The sequence below is a fragment of the Paenibacillus sp. RC334 genome (assembly GCF_030034735.1).
GTDB lineage: Bacteria > Bacillota > Bacilli > Paenibacillales > Paenibacillaceae > Paenibacillus > Paenibacillus terrae_A.
Genome location: NZ_CP125370.1, coordinates 4,480,720 through 4,500,909 on the forward strand (window position 1 = coordinate 4,480,720; position 20,190 = coordinate 4,500,909).

The window sequence follows — 20,190 nt, forward strand, 5'->3', positions numbered from 1 at the left end:
CATCACCTCCACCGTTTCCGTTCGACCACCTGAATGCTGAATAACAAAAAGAGCCCCGCCACCGTCACGTAATACAGCACATCGGCTCCGTTCAGCAATCCTTTGGTGAAGCTGTCAAACCGTGCGGTTAGTGAAAAAGGCTCCAGCCATTGCTGCAATGCCGCAGACGCGCCTGTTTGTCCACCAAACGAATCCAGCATCCAAAATACAAGCAAAATAATAAAGCTGACGACCGCGGACATCATCTGATGCTGCGAAAGCGTCGAAGCGAACAGACCAATGGCCATCATGGCTGCACCCAGCATAAACAGACCGATCACAGACGTAAATACCAGTGTCCAGTCCAACGCCCCGTAAAAGGACATTACGACCGGATATGCCAGGCTGCACAGCACCAAAATGAGCAGCATGCCCAGCGACGCCAAAAATTTACCCACAATCATTTCCGTCACACTCACAGGCGAGGTAAGTAACAGCTCATCCGTACCCTGCCTGAATTCCTCCGCAACCAGCCTCATCGTGAGCAGCGGGACGACAAACACCAGCATGGACAGCGTATCACCGAGTACCAGCCGATAATCCAAGATGCTTGGCTGATACATGACAAAATTTGTGTAAAAGAGCAACCCCGTCAGCAGCATGTACACCGCAAGCGCAAAATACGTTGTCGGCGTCCATAGATAGGCTTGAAGCTCTTTTTGACAGACCGCGAACAAACGCCTCATGGCCGTTCACCTCCTGTACTTTTGTTTTGCCCGTCCTTGTCGTTGCTGGACGCAGCCTCCTCACTGTCCTCCGTAACATCTGCGGAGATTTCATTTTCCGTCGAATGCTCGACTTGTTCCACTGAATTCACTTGATCTGCCTGACCCGTTTTCGACTCGCGAGTCGTTAACTGCTGGAATATATTTTCCAAGCTGAGGCTTTCTTTTTTCAACTCCAAAATCGGAAGCTTCGCACCAGACAGCACATAAAAAAGCTCCTCACGGAAATCCTCACTGGAGGCGCCTGTCAGTAACAGCCCGGTCAAATCTTGCTCAGTTGCAGTCTGCTTCGTGTCAGCTTGAGACAGGCCAGATGTTAATAGCTCCACCTCTACTTTCCCCCAACCGCTAAGAACGTTCAGCACCTGCTCACGGCTGCCTTTGACCTCTACTTTTACCTTAAATCCGTCTTCCATCGAACCGCCGAGCGCCTCAGGCCGTCCATCCAGCACCAACTCACCCTCATGGATGATAAGAACCCGATTACACAAGGCGTCCACCTCGGGCAAAATATGTGTGCTGAGCAGCACCGTATGATTTTCTCCAATCTCCTGAATGAGCTGGCGAATTTCGAGAATCTGATTCGGGTCCAAACCTGAGGTCGGCTCATCCAGCACCAGCAAATCCGGGTTATGAATAATTGCCCCCGCCAGTCCCAAACGCTGCTTATACCCTTTGGACAAACTGCGTACCAGTTGCTTTTCACGCCCGTTCAGCCCAAGCCGGGAAATCATCTCAGAAATGCGCAGCTTTTGTTCTCTCGCAGGTACATCTCGAATGCTTGCCACAAACTTTAAGTAGGATCGAACGGACATATCTCCATACAGAGGGGGCGTTTCCGGCAAATAACCGATTTTGGAACGAGCCTGTCTGCCCTGCTCCTGAATCGGTATGCCATCAATCGTAATCACTCCCTCATTCGGCTGGAGATACCCTGTAATCATGCGCATCGTCGTCGTTTTGCCTGCACCATTAGGCCCCAGAAACCCGACAATCTCGCCACGCTGCATTTCAAAATCCAGCTTATGTACGCCCCGGTTGCCCTCGTACCACTTGCTCACCTGCTGCACCTTGAGCACACGCTTCACCCTTTCTTTTATCATATTGCAAAGTCATAGTCTTTCACTGTAAACTACCCATTCGTCCAAACGGCTCTATTCCCTTCTCACACATCCAAAATGTTGCGTAGCGGAGGTTTTGAAGCTGGAGAAGCGCTAGCGCTCGCCTGATCGAAAGCTCAAATCCTTCGCGGAGCGGCCTCATCTGCACCTCATGCAACACTTTTAAACTCTAATGTTAATCCCACACATATAACTCCAGCTTAAAGTCACTTAAATATAAGCTTAAAATAATATGTCTAAAATGTGAACGAATGTACTTTTACACTCGTTAACTTGTACGGTTCGCTCTAACATTCATTTGCATCCCCGCATCAGCCACAATTTTATGCTGATTCCATCTAGGCTTCCATAGATACCCACACCCTGTCCTTTTGCTGGAATACCTTGGTATATAAGAAACTTTCGATTGGCTGAAGGGGGTTATTGAGATCAAAGTCCTATTTACCTTTTATATACCCAGCGGCGGCGTGGAAACCTTGAACCGCCAACGCTGCAAGGTGCTTAGCCAGGATGGGATTGAATGCCATCTTCTCTACTATCAGCAGGGTACGGGGATGCAAAACTTGCATGGAGATATTCCCGTGTTTACGACTTCTTCCGAGGGAGATATTTCTAGTCTGATACACACTCACCGTTACGATGCCATCATCGTCTCGTCGGATTACCAGATGCTCGCAAAACTGCGCATGTTGGGCTATCAGGGTGTGCTAATCTATGAATCACAGGGCTTCGGTCCGCACGTGGAGGCTGCATTGGTAGTAGGCGAAGCCACACCGTTTCTTCAAAGATACGCCAATGCAGTACTGCTACCCACCACTACGCATCTGGTCGAACTATTTTCCAGCATGTGTCCGTGGCTTAAGCGTTACGTGTTTCCAAATGTACTGGATACCAGCGTATTTAATTATGTACCTAACACTCCTCCGGTCAATCCGGTCATTGCATGGGTTGGGCGACTGGAGCCGAACAAAAACTGGAGGCATTTTATCGATATCTCTTACTGGATGCTGCAAAACCGCCCGGATCTTCGCATCTGGATGTTCTATGATAATACCCTTTCGCAGCCAGAGGATAAGGTACAATTCGAGAGCATGGTTACACAGCTTGGCTTGTCCTCCATTGTAGAACGTTTCAACAACGTGCCCCATGCTAAAATGCCTCTGTATTACTCCATGATTGGCGATTCGGGAGGGTATCTGTTGTCCACTTCACTGGTAGAGGGATTTGGATACGCCGTAGCTGAGGCCATGGCTTGCCGCTGTCCCGTGCTCAGCTCTGATTCTGACGGGGTGCGAGCCTTCATCGATCACAACGTAACGGGTAAATTTTATGCGCAAGGAGATATCTTGCAGGCGATATTGGAGGGACTGGATCTGATGAACAACGCGCCCGACCGCGAATCCATTCGCCAGAAGGGGCTGACAAGGGTCGTCGACCTGTTAGCACCGGATAAATATGTGCAATCCTTCCGGCAAATGATGGGCGCGCTGGGCGTGGGGTAAGCTATTATTTTAATGAAGAATTACTCCAGCAGCTTAAAGTAGGGCAGGTCTCCAAGACGATACAGAAACCATTATCCCCCAAAAATAATAGCTGACGACATCCCTTTTTACACACGGGCCATCGTCAGCATTATGACTTTCTTTTTTTATCACTACTGTTCGGAATCTATCTAATCTTTAATAATTGGTCTCCAGCATGAATAACTGTTGTAGCTTCCATTATGATATCTGTGTACACGGCTGTATTAGTTACAATGACGGATGTGGTGATATCATATCCTTCATCTGCTATAGCCTCGGGATCAAATTCAACCAGCTTGTCTCCTTTTTGAATGGTATCTCCTTCAGACACAAAAGAAGTGAAATGCTTTCCTTTCAGGCTGACCGTATTTATTCCAATGTGAATGAGCAGTTCAACACCATCCTCAGAAATAAGCCCAATCGCATGTTTTGTTTTGAAAACGGTAACAACAGTTCCGTTAAACGGCGCGTAGGCTACCCCGTCTCTTGGAATAATAGCCGCGCCCTGACCCATCGCACCACTGGAGAACGCTTCATCTTTTACTGCGGTTAAAGGAATCAATTCCCCGCTTAAAGGACTGAATACCGCTTTTTCCTCCTCTTTGCTTTCATCTGCAACCTTAATCTCAGAAGCAGGTTTAGCATTTTTATAGCCGAAAAGATAGGTCAGGATAAATGCGAGTACAAAAGCCACAACCAAAGATATGATAAAGCCGATGAAACCTGCATCTATACCTTTTGGATTAATGAACAGAGGAATACCGAAAACGCCGCCTGAGGCAAAACCATATGCCGTGGATCCCAGCAAACCTGCTGCGGCTCCCCCTATACCTGCGGCAATGGAAGCTAAAATAAACGGCTTTTTGGCAGGTAGCGTAACACCGTAAATAGCTGGTTCCGTAACTCCCATCAAACCCGCAATTGAAGCAGAAGTGGCAATAGGTTTTAATTTAGGGTCACGTGATTTCAAAGCAATGGCAAAGGCCGCACCGGTTTGAGCAAAAGTAGTACAGAACAACATACCGTTAATCGGATCAAACCCGTTCGTAACTACATTATTCAGGAGGATTGGAATAAATGCCCAATGCAGACCGAAGATAATAATGGCCTGCCAGAACCCGGCCAGAACGAGGCCAGCTACAGCTGGACTTAACTGGTAAATCCACATGGAGCCTTTAGCTAACCCATCGCTGACTATAGTTGCTATCGGCCCGACAACCAGAAAAACAATCGGTGATATGATGACCAAAGTCAGAAAAGGCACAATGAACATTTTAATGGAGGCAGGTGCATACTTACTTATAAATTTTTCGACCTTAGCTGCCAACAATGCTCCAATAATGATAGGTATAACAGAAGAAGTATAATTAATCAGAACGACAGGTATGGTCAAAAAGGACAGCGCCGTTTTATCCGTAAAGGCGGAAGTAATGGTCGGATATACCAAGGCGGCTCCCAAAACAGCAGACAGGTACGGGTTTCCTCCAAATTTTTTACCTGCTGAAAACCCTAAAATAACCGGAAAGAAATAAAACATAGCGTCTGCTGTCGCATATAAAATTTTATACGTGCCCATCTGATCCGTCATCCAGCCCAGGGATGTGCATAAAGCCAAAAGTCCTTTTAGAATCCCCACAGCGGCGAGCACACCAACAACGGGCATGAACACGCCTGAAATTACATCGACAAATCGGGAGAATAAACTGGATTTCTCATTGTTTTGCTCTTCTTGACTCGCTTGATTCGGCTTTACTCCCATCGTCTCCAAAAGAGCTTCATATACCTTTGGGACCTCATTACCAATGACCACCTGAAATTGTCCGCCGCTTTCTACGACAGTAATGACACCGTCAATCTGTTTGATTTTTTCTTTATCTGGTAATTGATTATCCTTTAATTTGAACCTCAATCGAGTGACGCAGTGAATTACACTGTTCACATTTTCGCTTCCTCCCACTGAACTTAATACTTCTTCGGCTGTTTTTTTATGATCCATCATGTTCACTCCTTCTTGGATGCGCTTTCTATTTTCTTTCTTGCAATAGCAGCGACAATTATGACGCTTATACCGCCTGCAAGCTTACCCACGATCATAGCTGCCATCATGTTCGTCTTTTGTTTTATTTTGTTCCGATGATCACAACATCACTTTCAAAACTATGCATGTCTATAATGGATTGACCATCCTGGATGTACACCTCTGTTTGGGCAAAACGTTTTCCCGCTAAATCAATCGTTGTAAACTTGTAATCCTGCACATTGATGCTTAACCGCACCTTTGTGTTAACCGGAATATACAAAACTACGGTATTCTCGTTTCCGGCGGCTCTAATCTCTTCTGTCTTATTTAGAACAATATCCAGCGGCCTAATGCCAACAAGCTTATACATTTCAAACAGATATTTAATAAATGAATAATCCCATGCACCTTCAAAACGCAATGCCGTTCTCCAATCATAGGGGCTATCAAAGCCTTCCCCTTCTACGATGCCGAATTTCTTCCCTTTTTTATGCCAGCTCCAAATTCCGTGCGCTCCGTATGTTACTCCTGCTCCCCCACCTGCAAGGAGACTCTGCCATGCTGCTTTTCTGGCATCCAATGCAGTATATCTGCCATACACATTGCGGCTGTAACTAATTTGTTCATAACATGGCTCCCCGTTAATTACAGGCCGTATATCCGACTTATGATAGAAATGTTGAGCAATCTCGTGGGCTACATGTTGAAACTGGGAGTTGTGTCCTGATTGATACATATAGAATGCAAGACCCTTGTGTTTCTCAAAGACATGAGGAATTTCCCTCAATCTTCCTTGAATATGCAGCGTAGTTAAGCTTGCCGGGCTTAATTGGTGTACAATATCCAGTGCTTTTAAATAATAGGAATTGGCACGTTCAGTTGGAAAATCACTATCCCCACTGATCAGAAAAATAGGATCAAATGGAGAAAAACGGTTTACGACGTGCGTTACGTAGTGTTCAATGCATTCAAACGGCATTTTATTGCCCCTTTGGAACATTTCAGCCCATGTATCCGGTACGTAGTTACACCACAACAGAACCAGTGCTGGAACAAATCCACGCTCTACAGCCATTTTTATCATGACTTCCGCTCGATCAAAATAAGCTTCGTTTAATGTATGGTAGTCGAAGTCTCCATTTTCCAGTAACGCAAACGGCTGTAGATTCAGATCCGATTCACTTGCATCCCATTGTTGAAGCATGTTGATTTGTAACACATTGAAACCCTGCATCTTCCGATAGTCAAGGTAATCGCTCCACTCCTCCAACGTCGCGTTGGTAAATACGCTCCAAACCGTATCTGCCAAATAAAAAAAGAGTTTTCCCTCTTTGATAAAACTTCTTTGATTTTCAGCAATGTTTAAACTCAAATGAATCACCTTTCCTTTCTCGCCAAATTCACAACATTCCCTAAACAAAACTAAATAAACAACTAAATTATATGTTTTATTCGTAAAATAAACTAAATTAAAGCGCTTTACATTTGAATATTAACACCATCATTTATAAAAGGTCAACATTTTTCTGTTCAATGTTTTTTAGTTTAGTTTAGTTTATAATCTAAACTTTTTTGTAGAATAATGATATAATTTATGTAGTTTAGTTCAATAGGGGGTTCTGCATTGAAAATTGATGATATTGCAAGGCTTGCAGGTGTTTCGAAATCTGCTGTCTCCCTTGCTTTTAATAACAAACCCGGAGTTAGTGAAGAAACAAAGGAGCAAATTCTAAAAATTGCACAAGAGCATGGATATAAACCACGTACCATGAAGTCCAACAAGGAATCTATTAAAAATCACCATGTGATTCGCTTTGTGGCATGTAAAAATACAGACATCGTAACAGAACATTATGATTCATTTCCCTTTTTCAATGAATTAATTCATCATATTACTAATCAGGTGAGAGAGCATGGAAATACCCTAATTTTTTCGTCTTTTGATAGCCATAACCTCGAAGAAGAATTATCTGCTTTGGAAAAAGATCAGCCCTCTTCAGGCGTACTTCTGCTTGGCACCAATTTAACTTCCGAGATTATTCATTCTATACAATCCATTCATACCAATATTGTGATTTTGGATACCTGCTTTGAACACGTCGACGCCAGTTTCGTATCCATTAATAACTATCTTGGCGGGTATCAGGCAGGCCAATACTTAATTCAGTCTGGACACAGACGAATAGGATACGTGCAATCCAGTACCAGAATCCTCAACTTTAAAAAACGAAAGGAAGGGTTTATGGCGGCTTTAGAGGAGCACAATCTTTCCATAGAAAATGGGCTTATATTTGATATGCATCCCATGCTTGTGATGTCACAGGACTCTTTCAAAACAGCTATTCATGAATTGAATGAGCTTCCTTCGGCCCTATTTTGCGAAAATGATTATATGGCGATCAGTGCCATTAAAACGTTTCAGGAAACGAACATTCGAGTGCCTGAACAAATTTCCATCATGGGGTTTGATAATATTAATGAGGCTAAGGTCATTAGCCCGGAACTCACAACCATTCATGTGAAAAAGGAGGTTTTGGCCCGAACTGCTGTAAACTTGCTTATGGAGAGACTTAACAACGATCAGAAGCATCATACTCAGGTTCTGGTGAATACAGAGGTTATTGAAAGAAAATCTTGTTTAGCCTCAGAATGACCTATGATAAGGTAAACTAAATGGGGTGATAGAGAAGATAACAAGAGGGAGGGTTCAGCATGATATATGATTATGTGAGCTGGACAGGAGCGGTCTTCATCATACTCGCCATTATTTTAAGTGGAACAGGGGTTCTATGATTCTAAAATAAAGCCGCCGGGTAGGCGGCCTGCCTATTTACTCTCCTGTTTCAGCAAACTTATGAATGCGTACCCCAATTTCATCACGCACACGCTGGAAGACGGCCCATTTTTCCTCTTCGGTACCCTGCGCTTTCGCTGGATCATCAAAACCCCAGTGCTCACGGCGCACATGAGGAGGCGTAACAGGACATTTATCCGCTGCATCCCCGCACAAGGTCACAACCAAGTCGGCGGAGTTTAGCCGTTCAGAGCTGATGATATCTGATGTTTGCCCTGAAATATCAATCTCCACTTCCTGCATAGCCTGTACAGCTTTCGGGTTCAGTCCATGTGCTTCAATGCCTGCGCTGTATACGTTCCAGTGATCGCCCAGAACCTTTTTGGCCCAGCCTTCTGCTATCTGACTACGGCAAGAATTACCAGTACACAAGAAGTAAATTGTCTTTTTATCCATGATGATCGTCTCCTTTAGTGTTTAAATCATAATATTGTCAACCACAAATACAAACCCAAAAGTGTGAAAAAAAGCGTAGGCAAGGTCAGAATTACACCTGTTTTGAAGTAGGTTCCCCAACGAATCTTTATGCCTTTAGAAGTAAGCACATGCAGCCAGAGCAGCGTAGCCAAGGAGCCAATGGGTGTCATCTTGGGCCCTAAATCCGACCCGATTACATTGGCGTAAACAAGTGCCTCCCGGATCATTCCTGTTGCGTTCGTAGCATGGATCGCCAGCGCATTAATCATGACTGTAGGCATGTTGTTCATCACCGACGAAATGACGGCAGCCATAAAACCCATAGCCATCGTAGCCACAAACATCCCCTCGTCTGCTGCCGCTTGAATAAGATGAGCTAGCAAATCTGTCAAACCCACATTACGCAACCCGTATACTACGACGTACATCCCGATGGAGAAAAATACGATGGCCCATGGCGCGCTTCTCATGACTTCTTTTACAGGTACCACAGGACTTTTACGAGCAATAAATAAGAGAATAACAGCAATGATTGTCACAATTACCGAAACTGGAATGTTGAAAAATTCGCTGATCAGATAACCTGCAAGCAGAAGGGTCAGGAAGATCCAGGAAAGCCGGAACATTTTCGCATCCTTAATCGCTTTAGCAGGAGCCGTTACATGAGCAACATCAAACTTCCCTGGAATGCTTTTACGGAAAAAGAGATACAGCACTAACATGCTCGCAGCTATAGAAAAAAAATTCGGAATAATCATGCGGCCTGCATACTCCATAAATGTAATGTTGAAGAAATTGGCGGTCACGATGTTAACCAAATTGCTGACGACGAGCGGAAGCGAAGCCGTATCTGCAATAAAGCCGCTGGCTATGATAAAAGGGAATACCCTTGTTTCTTCAAACTTGAGCGCCCGTACCATCGCAAGCACAATGGGAGTCAGGATCAAAGCGGCACCATCATTTGCAAAAAAAGCAGCTACCACCGCTCCCAGCAAAGTCACATACATAAACAGCCGGACCCCGCTTCCCTGCGCAGCCCTCGCCATATGTAAAGCGGCCCATTCAAATAGTCCGATCTTATCCAGCACCAATGAAATGAGAATAATAGCTACAAAAGCCAGCGTGGCATTCCACACGATTCGGGTTACTTCCCACACATCTTGAATATGAACCACGCCAACAAGCAGAGCCAAAATTGCTCCTGCGGAGGCTGACCATCCAATAGACAGGTTCTTGGGCTGCCAGATCACCAGCGTCAAAGTTAACAGGAAAATAGCGCATGACAAGAAAACCGATAACACGTTCAAACCTCCGATCCAAGATGTATCATCACATCAAATCATTTTATAAGCATATGCTTATATATTGGGCATCATTTTCCATGCTCACAGAGGCAACTTTTCCATCGAATCTTTAGCAGGAGCAGGAATTCGAATCAGGTCCGCAAGCAGCGGTTGGTTCTTCTTTATTTAAAAGCTTCAAAATTTGCTTCTCATCTGGCATACATTGAAGGACCGCTTGAATATGAGGCTTGTCCTCCACATTGAGAGAATAGTACACCCACTGCCCGCGTCGAGCTTCTTTTACAATCCCTTGAGACTTTAGCTTTCTTAGATGCTGGCTGATACCCGGTTGCGAAATATCAAAAATCTCGACAAATTCGCACACACACCATTCCCTCTCTTGGAGCAAAGAGAGCATCGTCAGCCGTGTTCTATCACCCAATAGCTTTAATTGATCCGCTACATAAGCCAGTTGGTCCAATATGATCACCTCTTCTCTCTATATATAATCATTTGCTTATATCTTAATTGTATACTCAACACCACTCTTTTTCAATACAATCGTATAATCAAATTTTTCACTTTTTCATAACCAATCTACCGTTGTATACTGTTCTTCAGAACTGCTATGGAAGGAGGCTCATTTTGCGTATTTTTGATATTCTTCGTATATTGGTTGCAGAACAGATGGTCAACGGAGAACACTTGGCAAATATATTGAAGGTATCCTCTCGAACCATACGAACGGATTTAAAGGAATTGGGTGCGCTGTTGTCGAAGCATGGAGCAGCAGTCAAACCTCTCAAAGGATCGGGCTACAAGTTAGAGATTCGGGACGAACAAGAATTTCATCATCTGCTGAAGCAGTTAAAGGATTATGAAAATAATGTGCCCTATCCATTAGCGAATTCTTCTGAAGCGAGAAATCGTTTTTTAATGAAAAAGCTGCTGCTCACCAATGCATATATCAAACTTGATGATTTAGCTGAGATCCTGTATGTTAGTCGATCTACTTTACAGAATGACCTCAAAGAACTGCGCAAGTTACTGGCAACCTACGGACTATCCCTGGAGAATAGACCGTATCATGGTATTCGAGTCAAAGGTAACGAGGCCAAGCTGCGTTATTGCATTTCCGACTATATATTCAGTAGAACAGATGAAATAGGCGAGCAGCAGATGTCCCACCCTCCTCTGATCTCTAACGAAGAGATGGAATGGATAAGAGAAGTGATTCTGGATCGCATTGAATTCAATGATATTCAGTTGTCGGACATTGCTTTGAACAATCTGGTCATTCATATTGCTATTGCATGTAAGCGTATTCGTGAAGAAAGGTATGTTTCGTATTATCCTCAAGAAATGAAAAAAATTGAAGCGCAGAAAGAGTTTATGGTGGCGACTGAAATCGTATCTGCTTTAGAACAAAAAATGAAGCACTCCTTTCCACTTGTTGAAGTTGCGTACATTGCTGTGCACCTGCTGGGTGTAAGGACAGTCGTTAGTGCCCATTTGGATGAAATAGAGATTAAAAAGATCATTGATAAAGATATCTACGAACTGACTATTGAAATACTAAACCAAATTGATCAACAGTTGAAAATGAACATTCACAACGACAAGGAATTGCTGATTGCTTTTTGTCTTCACCTCAAACCGGTCATTAACCGTTATCAATACGGAATGAATTTGCGGAATCCTATGCTGGATGAAATCAAAGCCAATTACCCGCTTGCCTTTGAAGCAGGTATCATTGCTGCGGAAGTCATCAAGCAGCGACTTCATATACACATCGAGGAAAATGAAATTGGGTATTTAGCCATTCATATCGGAGTCGCGATGGAAAGAAAGAAAATGGAAGGCGCACCCAAAAAGTGCATGATCGTATGTGCTTCTGGACTCGGCAGCGCAAAGTTGCTGTATTATAAGCTTCAATCGGTCTTCGGTTCCAGGTTGGAAATCGTGGGAACCACTGAATTTTATAAGCTTAAACAAATGCCGTTGGATACACTGGACTTTGTCATTAGCACGATCCCCATTTCAGAACCGCTTTCTGTACCCATGATACATGTGAATACATTTTTAGGCGGTTCTGATATCACTAAAATTGAACAAGCAATCTCAGAGGCAAGACTTCCTGCTGTGCAGTATGTACGAAAAAAATTGGTTTTTCTTCAGCAGAAATTTGATAACAAACTCCAGGTGCTTGAATTTATAGCCGCAAAAATACACGAAGCCGATCTTGTGGAAGGCCCCCTGCTGCAATCTGTGGTAGAGCGTGAAGCTGTTTCCCCAACATCATTTGGCAATTTTGTCGCGATCCCGCATCCGATGGAACCTTTCGCTGATTCCACGTTTTGGGCCATCTGTACATTACAAAAAGCTATCGATTGGGATGGCAAGCCAGTACAGTTTATTTGTATGCTCTGCATACAGCGCACCAAATCAGAAGATTTACAGAGTATGTATCATATTTTGCTTGAAATTTTAAATAATGAAAAGCTCGTCCAGCAGCTTATCCGCTGCAAAACGTACACGGAATTTGTAGAAGTGCTGCATATAAATAGCTGAATATTAGCAATATGTAATTGCAAAGGAGGAACCTGAAGCCTGCAAGGCGGGGGTCTCTCCTTTTTGTGGTGATGGAGAAGTCATTTAGAAGAGACGATTTTTCCGTTAAGAAGCGGAAAAATTATGCGTTAAATTGAAAGCGATTCCAAATTATAATACTAAAGAAGGCAGCTTTTGAAGGGAGATAAAAAACATGAATAATGATGAAACTACAGAGCACGACGTGAGTATGGAGGGCATGGATGATACAGAAATTGTATTCCAAATTATATTATACGCTGGGAATGCACGCAGCTCGGCCATGGAGGCGATTGAGCTTGCAAAGGCGGGAAAGTTTCAGGAAGCCAAAGAAGAATTAGCCTCAGCTAAAAAAGAACTGGTGTCCTCCCACAAAATTCAAACCAGAATCATCAATAAGGAAGCAGCGGGTGAAAAAACAGAGATGTCGGTCATGATGGTACATGCTCAAGATCATTTGATGAATGCTATCACCATTCGAGATATGGCCTCAGAGTTTGTAGATCTGTATGAACGTATTGATCAATTCGTACCAAAATCGTAGAGGGAGGGGCACTATCCCATGGCTTTCAAAAACAAGCTAGTCGACGGCCTCACATCAGTGGCAAATGCAATCAACAATTTTAAATATATTATAGCGATCAAATCAGCCTTTATCACATTAATGCCTGTCATCATTGTCGGTGCCTTTGCTGTACTGATTTCCAATATGGTCATGGACCCGGTCAATGGTCTGGCCCATTTTAAACCTTTCTCCTTCCTGGCAGAGTACAAACCGATTTTCTCAGGCATTAACTATGCCAGTTTGAATATCCTTACCATCCTGGCTATTTTCATGATTGGTCTGGAGCTAGGAAAAATTAACGGGGAGAAAAACCTCTTCCCAGGACTACTCGCTGTAATCTGCTTTATATCTGTGACGCCGACCACGATTGAGTTGATGGTTAACGGGGAAATGCAGAAAGTAACGGATGTCATTGCCCGCCAGTTTACGGATACCAAGAGCTTGTTTTTAGGTATTTTCATAAGCATTCTATCCGTTGAGCTGTACAGCAAACTGGGCAAGTCCGATAAGCTAAAAATTAAAATGCCTGAAAGTGTTCCCAGCAATGTGGCTGTTTCTTTCTCGGCACTCATTCCAACCATCATTACGGTGACTGTCTTCTCGATGCTTGGATTCTTCTTTCATAAATTTACAGGTCTCTACCTGTATGATGCCGTCTATAATGTGGTGCAAAAACCTCTGGAGACCGTGGTGCAAGGACTGCCGGGTATATTGGTACTGATGCTGGTTGCGCAAATCTTCTGGGTGATCGGCATTCACGGGAACCAAATGGTAAAACCGATTCGTGAACCCCTGCTGCTTGGAGCGATTACCGTCAACATGACTGCTTATGAGCAAGGACTGCCGATTCCGAACATTATTACGATGCCTTTCTGGGACGTATACATGAGTATCGGTGGTTCAGGGATTACGCTGGCCCTTTTGATTTGTATTATGATTGCTTCCAAGCGCGAGGATATGAAGGAAATTACCAAGCTTTCGTTTGGACCTGGCCTGTTTAATATTAACGAGCCTGTCATTTTCGGACTTCCGATTATGTTGAATCCATTGATGGCTATCCCTTTCATTATTACTCCGCTTATCACAGGAACGATTGGCTACTTTTCGACGTTGCTTGGATTTGCAGGTAAGGCCGTCGTCATGGTTCCATGGACTACTCCGCCTATTATTAATGCCTACCTGTCTACAGGTGGAAGCATTGGCGCCGTCGTAACCCAGATCATTTGTATTGTGGTAGCGATTATCATCTATTTCCCGTTCGTCAAAATTGCCAACAAGCGAACGGCTGAATAATGCGCTACTATAGAAATATATCATTCAATTGAAAGCGTATTCTTAATGGATTCAGGTTAACGCTAACTTTAAAGGAAGAAGCTGATCATGGTGAAAATGACTTTTCGGTGGTATGGCGAGCAGGATTCCATTCCACTCTCTTACATCCGGCATGTCCCCTATATCAAAGGAATTGTAAGCGCGGTTTATACCGTTCCGCCTGGAGAGGTATGGCCTTGGGACCGTATCACTGCTCTCAAGCAGCAAATCGAGGAAGCGGGACTTACATTTGAAGTCGTGGAAAGCGTTCCTGTACATGAAGCGATCAAGCTGGGACTCCCCACCAGGGACAACTATATTGCCAATTATAAAGAAACGCTGAGAAGGCTGGGTGATGCCAGGGTAAAAGTCGTCTGCTACAATTTCATGCCTGCCTTTGACTGGTTTCGTACCGTCATTGACAAGCCTCTTCCCGACGGATCGTTGACATTGGCTTTCTCGGGGGAAGAACTGAAAAAGATTGAGCCGAACATTGCTGATTTTACGCTTCCGGGTTGGGATTTATCATATCCAAAGAAAGAACTCCCTGCTTTAATGAAGCAGTATAAAGAACTGGAAGCCGAAGGAATCTGGGAGAATCTAGCTTATTTTCTGGCAGAAGTAATTCCCGTAGCCGAAGAGGTCGGCGTAAAAATGGCGATCCATCCAGATGATCCGCCATGGCCTGTTCTGGGTCTGCCGCGTATTCTTAGCAAGGAAGCAGATTTTGACCGTCTGCTGGAGCTTCAGCCCAGCGTGCATAACGGTATTACCTTTTGCAGTGGCTCGCTAGGCAGCTCACCAGACAATGATTTACCCGGAATGCTAGACAAATACGCCGCGCAGAAAAGGATTCATTTTGTTCATCTACGTAATGTCAAACGTTATCCTAACGGTGATTTTGAAGAGTCAGCGCATCTGTCCGAATCGGGTAGCATAGATATGGCGGAGCTGATTCATATCCTGCATCGTCATCAGTTTGAAGGGTATGTAAGACCTGACCACGGGAGAATGATCTGGGGAGAACAAGGAAAGCCCGGCTATGGACTGTATGACCGTGCATTGGGAGCGGCCTACTTAACGGGCCTTTGGGAATCTATAGTACGAAAAGGAGAAGCATGTAATGGCTAAACATACGATACAAATTCCGTCGAATTTCATCATGGGTGCTGCGGCTTCCGCCTGGCAGACAGAGGGCTGGAGCGGTAAAAAGGAAGGGCAGGACTCATTTCTCGACCAATGGTACAAAAATGACCGCTATGTCTGGCACAATGGATATGGACCTGCGGGTGCAACCGACTTCTATAATCGTTACGCTGAGGATATTGCGCTGATGAAGCAGATTGGCCTAACCCATTATCGTACTTCTATTAATTGGTCCCGCTTCTTAACGGATTATGAGAATGTTGTCGTGGATGAAACGTATGCGGATTATATGAGCCGGGTCATTGACGAGTTGATTGCAAGTGGGGTCGAGCCCATGATTTGTCTGGAGCACTACGAGGTGCCCGCTTTTTTGCTGGACAAATATGAGGGCTGGTCTTCCAAGCATGTGGTGGAACTGTTTGTGAAATATGCAGAAAAGGTTTTTGAACGATACGGAGATCGGGTAAAACACTGGTTTACATTTAATGAGCCCATTGTTGTACAGACTCGTGTCTATCTGGATGCCCTTCGCTATCCCTATGAACAAAATACGCGGAAGTGGATGCAATGGAATTATAATAAAACGCTGGCTACTGCGAAATGCGTACAACTTTTCAAAACCAAAAACTATAATCAGAACGGGGCTAAAATAGGCGTTATTTTGAATCCTGAAGTAACCTATGCCCGATCCAGCGCCCCTCATGACCAGTATGCTGCACATGTGTATGATTTATTTTACAATCGAGTATTTCTGGACCCGCTTATTAAAGGCGAATACCCGCAAGAACTATTCGACTTAATGAGCAAGCATGATATTGCATTTGAAGCTACAACGGAAGAACTGGCAGTGATTAAGGAACATACCGTTGACTACGTCGGGATCAATCTCTATTATCCGCACCGGGTCAAAGCGCAGAGTAAAGCGTGGAATGAAAACATTCCCTTCCACCCCTCTTACTACTATGAGCATTTCGATCTTCCGGGTAAAAGAATGAACAAGTCACGGGGCTGGGAGATTTATCCCAAGATCATTTACGATATGGGAATGCGTATCAAGAATGAATATAACAATATCGAGTGGTTTGTCGCGGAAAATGGTATGGGTATTGAGAATGAAGTTGTCTTCAAAAATGAGGAGCACATCATTCAGGACGACTATCGCATTGACTTTATAACTGAGCATTTATGCTACACGTTACAGGCTGTAGAAGCCGGCTCCAACTGTACAGGTTATATGCTGTGGGCCTTTACAGACAACGTTTCTCCCATGAATGCTTTTAAAAATCGCTATGGACTGGTGGAAATTAACCTGGAGAATGATCGAAGTCGGCATTTGAAGAAGTCCGGCTACTGGTATCAATCTGCCATCAAAGAACGCTCGTTTGTTGCTGATCTGGATGAAGAGTATAAATAATTAAAAATCAATTTCTGGAGGCGTTCAAATATGAAAAAAATTATTCTGGCCTGCTCTGCGGGTATGTCCACATCCATTCTGGTTTCCAAGATGAAAAAAGAAGCAGCAGCCAGATCCATGGAGCTTAACATCGAAGCCATCCCCGAAAGTACCATTAAGGAAGAGCTGGAAGGCATTAAAGATTCTGTGATTGCTATTTTGCTTGGTCCTCAAGTACGGATGCGTAAAAAGCCGGTTGCCGAAATTGCAGCTCCCTATGGCATCCCGGTGGATGTCATTGATACGATCGCTTATGGTAGAGCAAACGGTGCCGCCGTGCTGGATCAAGCCTTGAAGCTGGCTGGCGAATCATAATGAACATGTAGACATTTTTCGATGAATAGCAAAAGGCAGCAGTCTCCCATCAGGAAGCTGCCGCCTTTCCGTATATTGGTATACATATTGATATTGATTATCCCGTCACCTTAAACCGTCCAATCAACTGGCGTAGCTCGGCGGACATCCCTTTCAGGCTCTCCGCCGATTGGCTGACGCCTTCCATGGAGGTTAGCTGCCCATCCGAGGCTTCTGTAATCAGGTGGAAGTGTTCGGCTGCATGCCGTGAAATTCCCTCCATTTGGTCCACGGAAGCTGCGACTTCCTCCGAAACAGAAGTGATCTCCTCCGAGGCAGCCGATACCTCCTGCAATTGTGTCGTGATCCGTTCCAGACCGGAATGAATATGGCCAAAGGATTGTCCAGCCACATTTACAATGTCCATTCCCACCCTGGCTTCAAGGGCGCTTCCCTCCATCCGCTTGGACAGCTCGGAAGTCTGTTGCTGAACCGAGGTGATGATGCCTGCGATAACCGCCGAGGACGACTGGGATTGAGTCGCCAGCTTCCTTACCTGCTCGGCTACCACGGCAAAACCACGCCCATGCTCTCCGGCCCGAGCCGCTTCTATCGCTGCATTCAGCGCGAGGAGATTGGTTTGTCCGGCAATATCCGTCATCAGGGAAAGTACCTCTCCGATTTCCACGGAATGCTCCTCTAATTGTTTGGTGGCGGTAGCCATCGCCGCTGTAGAGTCTACAATGGATTTCATTTGATCCACAGCCCTGACAATGGCTTCATTACCCTGATGAGCATTCTCGGTAGTTTCCTGCGATAAGTCCGCTACAATCGCAGCAGATTGTGCAATTCGATGCATGCTGGAGGTCATGTCCTCCATGCCTTTATTCATCTCCATGGCCTGGAATACCTGGGTTTCTGCCCCCACCGCAGCTTCTTTAATATGTATGGAAATATCCCGACTGGCTTCTGCTGTAACATGGGCATGATTGTACACATCCCCGGATGAAGACAGGATCTGGTCCGAGCCTTTGCCAATGCCCTCAATTACCGTTCTTGTATCCGTTACGAGGACCCCAAAAGCCGAAGCCAGACGGCCAATTTCATCCTTACGATTCGTATCAATAACGACCGTAAGATCGCCTTCACCAACCTTGGCAACATCTTTGGTCAACCTTAATAACGGACGAGTCAAATATTTGGCTAGTGCAAAGACCAACAGAATACATACCACCAGCACAATCGCAGCTACGATCAGCATCGTTCTTCTGGATGTTTCCATTAATTTGTATACCTCTGTAGCATCCAGATCTGCCCCGACAACTCCTGTAATGCTGCCGTCCTTGCCTTTAATCGGAACATAAGCCGAGACGGTGGCTCCGTACTCATCCTTCGTCAGATCGCCTATGGAAGCCTCCCCAGTTTCCAAAGTATGCAGCATCCCCGGGTACGCATTGTTTTCGGGAGTGCCCAGCGGCGAATAGTCCTCTTTGGCGGTGGAAGCAGCCACGCCGTCAACGATGTACACATAGCTCGCTTGGCCTCCGTCTTCCACTTTCCCCAGCGTGTATAAATACTTGAAGCCGTTAGCTTCCTTCAGCTCGTTAAGCTGATCGCGCAGCTCATTAAAATAAGCATTCTCTCCCCCGGCAACGGGTTTAATGTCTGTGTATTTGTCCACATTAATCATGGCTGCGGCCCTTTCGGCCACCGCTTTGGCCTGCTGGCCCATGGAGTTTTCCACCAGTTCGCTCGAAGATTGATACAAGGTAAAACCCAGAATGGCTCCACCGATTACAATAAGGCCCGAAAAAAACAACACCATACGTGACAACAGACTGTTCAACCCGCCAACGCTCCTTTGGATAATCCAACTTGTATTTACATCATTTTATATTATACATGTCTTTCTGCCTATCCTTTTTAGTTAAATCGTCCCATATTTCCTATTCCACATCAAAATTGAAGTATGTTTTAGCATAAGGCTCCTTCATCAGCGTAAAGTGCCACCATTCCTTGTTGTAAGGTTTGAAGCCACGCTTCACCATAGCATCCCTAAGGATTTTTCGGTTCGCCTGCTGTGTCTTGCTGATCAGCTTCGTGTTGTAATAGGAAATATCACCGAAAAAATCAAACGGACTCCCCATATCGACAGTCTTCCCCGTTTTGATGTGCACCAGCGTCAAATCCACGGTGCTCCCCCGCGAATGGCCGGATTTCCTGGCGATGAAGCCCAGCTTGAACAATTTGCGCTTATCCAGCTTCGGGTAATACTGCTGCTTCATTTTGAGATCACCGTTATCCTGCGACCATCTGACAAAATGATTCACGGCTTTTTGCGGACGATAGGCATCGTATACTTTCAACAGATATCCTTTGGCTGCCAGATCATCGCTAACCCCTTTTAAAGCCGCTGCACCTGTATGGGTCATGATCGCAAAAGGCCTCTTATATCCATCAATCCGTCTGCCAACAAAGTTATTTTCACTATAATAGCGGATTTCATATTGCGCCGCAGGAATCACTTCATCCAGATACACGAATCCCTTGGGCAATTTATTTTTCTTCTCAATGTTCAAATTCTGCGTTGTACTGCTATCCGCAGTTACGTCCGAGGCTCCGGCAGCAACGGTGAAAAAAGGACCTGCATTTAGCAATAATGCATATGTAATCAGTGCGATGCCGATTTTTCTTAAAGACTTCTTCAACATAGGCAGACTCCCCTTTGTGAAACTGGTTGGCTTACTGCTGACCATTGTATCAGGTGAGGACATATTTTCCTATAAGTAGCTGCCAGGCTATCCATAAAAAAGAGGCTGCCCCCAGCCCCTTCCTGAATCGCACGCTTTC

17 protein-coding genes are annotated in these 20,190 nt (G+C 44.8%); 8 read left to right on the plus strand and 9 right to left on the minus strand.

The features are described 5' to 3' along the window. Positions 1-2: 2 nt before the first annotated feature. Both QMK20_RS20570 and QMK20_RS20575 read right to left on the minus strand, forming a co-directional pair. Entirely contained in the window at positions 3-725 is a 723-nt protein-coding gene (locus QMK20_RS20570; RefSeq protein WP_283653098.1) for an ABC transporter permease, read from the minus strand. Beyond that, positions 722-1,867 (minus strand): ABC transporter ATP-binding protein, encoded by a 1,146-nt coding sequence (locus QMK20_RS20575; protein WP_283653099.1) that lies wholly within the window; start codon positions 1,865-1,867, stop codon positions 722-724. The genes QMK20_RS20570 and QMK20_RS20575 overlap by 4 nt, the downstream gene beginning before the upstream one ends. Positions 1,868-2,352: 485 nt before the next feature. Between QMK20_RS20575 and QMK20_RS20580 the strand changes: the two genes are divergently transcribed. Continuing rightward, positions 2,353-3,387, plus strand: a complete 1,035-nt coding sequence (locus tag QMK20_RS20580; RefSeq protein ID WP_404519585.1) for a glycosyltransferase family 4 protein — start codon at positions 2,353-2,355, stop codon at positions 3,385-3,387. A gap of 166 nt (positions 3,388-3,553) precedes the next feature. Here the strand turns inward: QMK20_RS20580 and QMK20_RS20585 are convergent, their stop codons facing one another. Together QMK20_RS20585 and QMK20_RS20590 are read right to left on the minus strand one after the other, a co-directional pair. Continuing rightward, positions 3,554-5,404: a beta-glucoside-specific PTS transporter subunit IIABC gene (locus QMK20_RS20585; protein WP_283656320.1), complete on the minus strand. Its 1,851-nt coding sequence runs from the start codon at positions 5,402-5,404 to the stop codon at positions 3,554-3,556. Between the two features lie 124 nt (positions 5,405-5,528). Continuing rightward, entirely contained in the window at positions 5,529-6,809 is a 1,281-nt protein-coding gene (locus QMK20_RS20590) for a glycoside hydrolase family 140 protein (protein ID WP_283653101.1), read from the minus strand. Positions 6,810-7,052: 243 nt separating this feature from the next. On the opposite strand from QMK20_RS20590, the gene QMK20_RS20595 reads away from it, so the two are divergent. Next, positions 7,053-8,081, plus strand: a complete 1,029-nt coding sequence (locus tag QMK20_RS20595) for a LacI family DNA-binding transcriptional regulator (protein ID WP_283653102.1) — start codon at positions 7,053-7,055, stop codon at positions 8,079-8,081. Between the two features lie 177 nt (positions 8,082-8,258). Here the strand turns inward: QMK20_RS20595 and arsC are convergent, their stop codons facing one another. From arsC to QMK20_RS20610, 3 genes are all read right to left on the minus strand, one after another. Further along, the gene (gene arsC, locus QMK20_RS20600; protein ID WP_044645741.1) at positions 8,259-8,678 is read right to left on the minus strand and encodes an arsenate reductase (thioredoxin); all 420 of its coding nucleotides are present in this window, start codon (positions 8,676-8,678) and stop codon (positions 8,259-8,261) included. 26 nt (positions 8,679-8,704) lie between these two features. After that, positions 8,705-10,000: an arsenic transporter gene (locus QMK20_RS20605; protein ID WP_283653103.1), complete on the minus strand. Its 1,296-nt coding sequence runs from the start codon at positions 9,998-10,000 to the stop codon at positions 8,705-8,707. A 112-nt stretch (positions 10,001-10,112) separates the two neighbouring features. Then, a complete protein-coding gene (locus tag QMK20_RS20610; RefSeq protein WP_044645743.1) occupies positions 10,113-10,463 on the minus strand; it encodes an ArsR/SmtB family transcription factor in 351 nt (116 codons plus the stop codon). A gap of 164 nt (positions 10,464-10,627) precedes the next feature. Between QMK20_RS20610 and QMK20_RS20615 the strand changes: the two genes are divergently transcribed. The 6 genes from QMK20_RS20615 to QMK20_RS20640 all read left to right on the plus strand — a co-directional run bounded on the left by QMK20_RS20615 (position 10,628) and on the right by QMK20_RS20640 (position 17,361). Further along, positions 10,628-12,553 (plus strand): BglG family transcription antiterminator, encoded by a 1,926-nt coding sequence (locus QMK20_RS20615; RefSeq protein WP_283653104.1) that lies wholly within the window; start codon positions 10,628-10,630, stop codon positions 12,551-12,553. Positions 12,554-12,746: 193 nt separating this feature from the next. Beyond that, positions 12,747-13,115: a PTS lactose/cellobiose transporter subunit IIA gene (locus QMK20_RS20620; protein WP_082067130.1), complete on the plus strand. Its 369-nt coding sequence runs from the start codon at positions 12,747-12,749 to the stop codon at positions 13,113-13,115. Between the two features lie 18 nt (positions 13,116-13,133). Further along, complete coding sequence (locus tag QMK20_RS20625) at positions 13,134-14,429, plus strand: PTS sugar transporter subunit IIC (RefSeq protein ID WP_044645745.1); 1,296 nt, start codon at positions 13,134-13,136, stop codon at positions 14,427-14,429. A 90-nt stretch (positions 14,430-14,519) separates the two neighbouring features. Further along, complete coding sequence (gene uxuA, locus QMK20_RS20630) at positions 14,520-15,578, plus strand: mannonate dehydratase (RefSeq protein ID WP_283656321.1); 1,059 nt, start codon at positions 14,520-14,522, stop codon at positions 15,576-15,578. Further along, positions 15,571-17,007: a glycoside hydrolase family 1 protein gene (locus QMK20_RS20635; RefSeq protein WP_283653105.1), complete on the plus strand. Its 1,437-nt coding sequence runs from the start codon at positions 15,571-15,573 to the stop codon at positions 17,005-17,007. Before uxuA ends, QMK20_RS20635 begins: the two co-directional genes overlap by 8 nt. A 30-nt stretch (positions 17,008-17,037) precedes the next feature. Then, complete coding sequence (locus QMK20_RS20640; protein ID WP_283653106.1) at positions 17,038-17,361, plus strand: PTS sugar transporter subunit IIB; 324 nt, start codon at positions 17,038-17,040, stop codon at positions 17,359-17,361. Positions 17,362-17,458: 97 nt separating this feature from the next. Here the strand turns inward: QMK20_RS20640 and QMK20_RS20645 are convergent, their stop codons facing one another. Both QMK20_RS20645 and QMK20_RS20650 read right to left on the minus strand, forming a co-directional pair. Beyond that, positions 17,459-19,186, minus strand: coding sequence for a methyl-accepting chemotaxis protein (locus QMK20_RS20645; protein WP_283653107.1), 1,728 nt, complete (start codon positions 19,184-19,186; stop codon positions 17,459-17,461). Between the two features lie 100 nt (positions 19,187-19,286). Next, entirely contained in the window at positions 19,287-20,051 is a 765-nt protein-coding gene (locus QMK20_RS20650) for a M15 family metallopeptidase (RefSeq protein ID WP_283653108.1), read from the minus strand. Positions 20,052-20,190 lie beyond the last annotated feature (139 nt).

Excerpts from the sequence above, each read along its gene's own strand:
- QMK20_RS20570 (WP_283653098.1), bottom strand. The coding sequence starts at position 725 with ATGAGGCGTTTGTTCGCGGTCTGTCAAAAAGAGCTTCAAGCCTATCTA.
- QMK20_RS20575 (WP_283653099.1), bottom strand. The coding sequence starts at position 1,867 with ATGATAAAAGAAAGGGTGAAGCGTGTGCTCAAGGTGCAGCAGGTGAGC.
- QMK20_RS20585 (WP_283656320.1), bottom strand. The coding sequence starts at position 5,404 with ATGGATCATAAAAAAACAGCCGAAGAAGTATTAAGTTCAGTGGGAGGA.
- arsC (WP_044645741.1), bottom strand. The coding sequence starts at position 8,678 with ATGGATAAAAAGACAATTTACTTCTTGTGTACTGGTAATTCTTGCCGT.
- QMK20_RS20620 (WP_082067130.1), top strand. The coding sequence starts at position 12,747 with ATGAATAATGATGAAACTACAGAGCACGACGTGAGTATGGAGGGCATG.
- QMK20_RS20625 (WP_044645745.1), top strand. The coding sequence starts at position 13,134 with ATGGCTTTCAAAAACAAGCTAGTCGACGGCCTCACATCAGTGGCAAAT.
- QMK20_RS20635 (WP_283653105.1), top strand. The coding sequence starts at position 15,571 with ATGGCTAAACATACGATACAAATTCCGTCGAATTTCATCATGGGTGCT.
- QMK20_RS20640 (WP_283653106.1), top strand. The coding sequence starts at position 17,038 with ATGAAAAAAATTATTCTGGCCTGCTCTGCGGGTATGTCCACATCCATT.
- QMK20_RS20650 (WP_283653108.1), bottom strand. The coding sequence starts at position 20,051 with ATGTTGAAGAAGTCTTTAAGAAAAATCGGCATCGCACTGATTACATAT.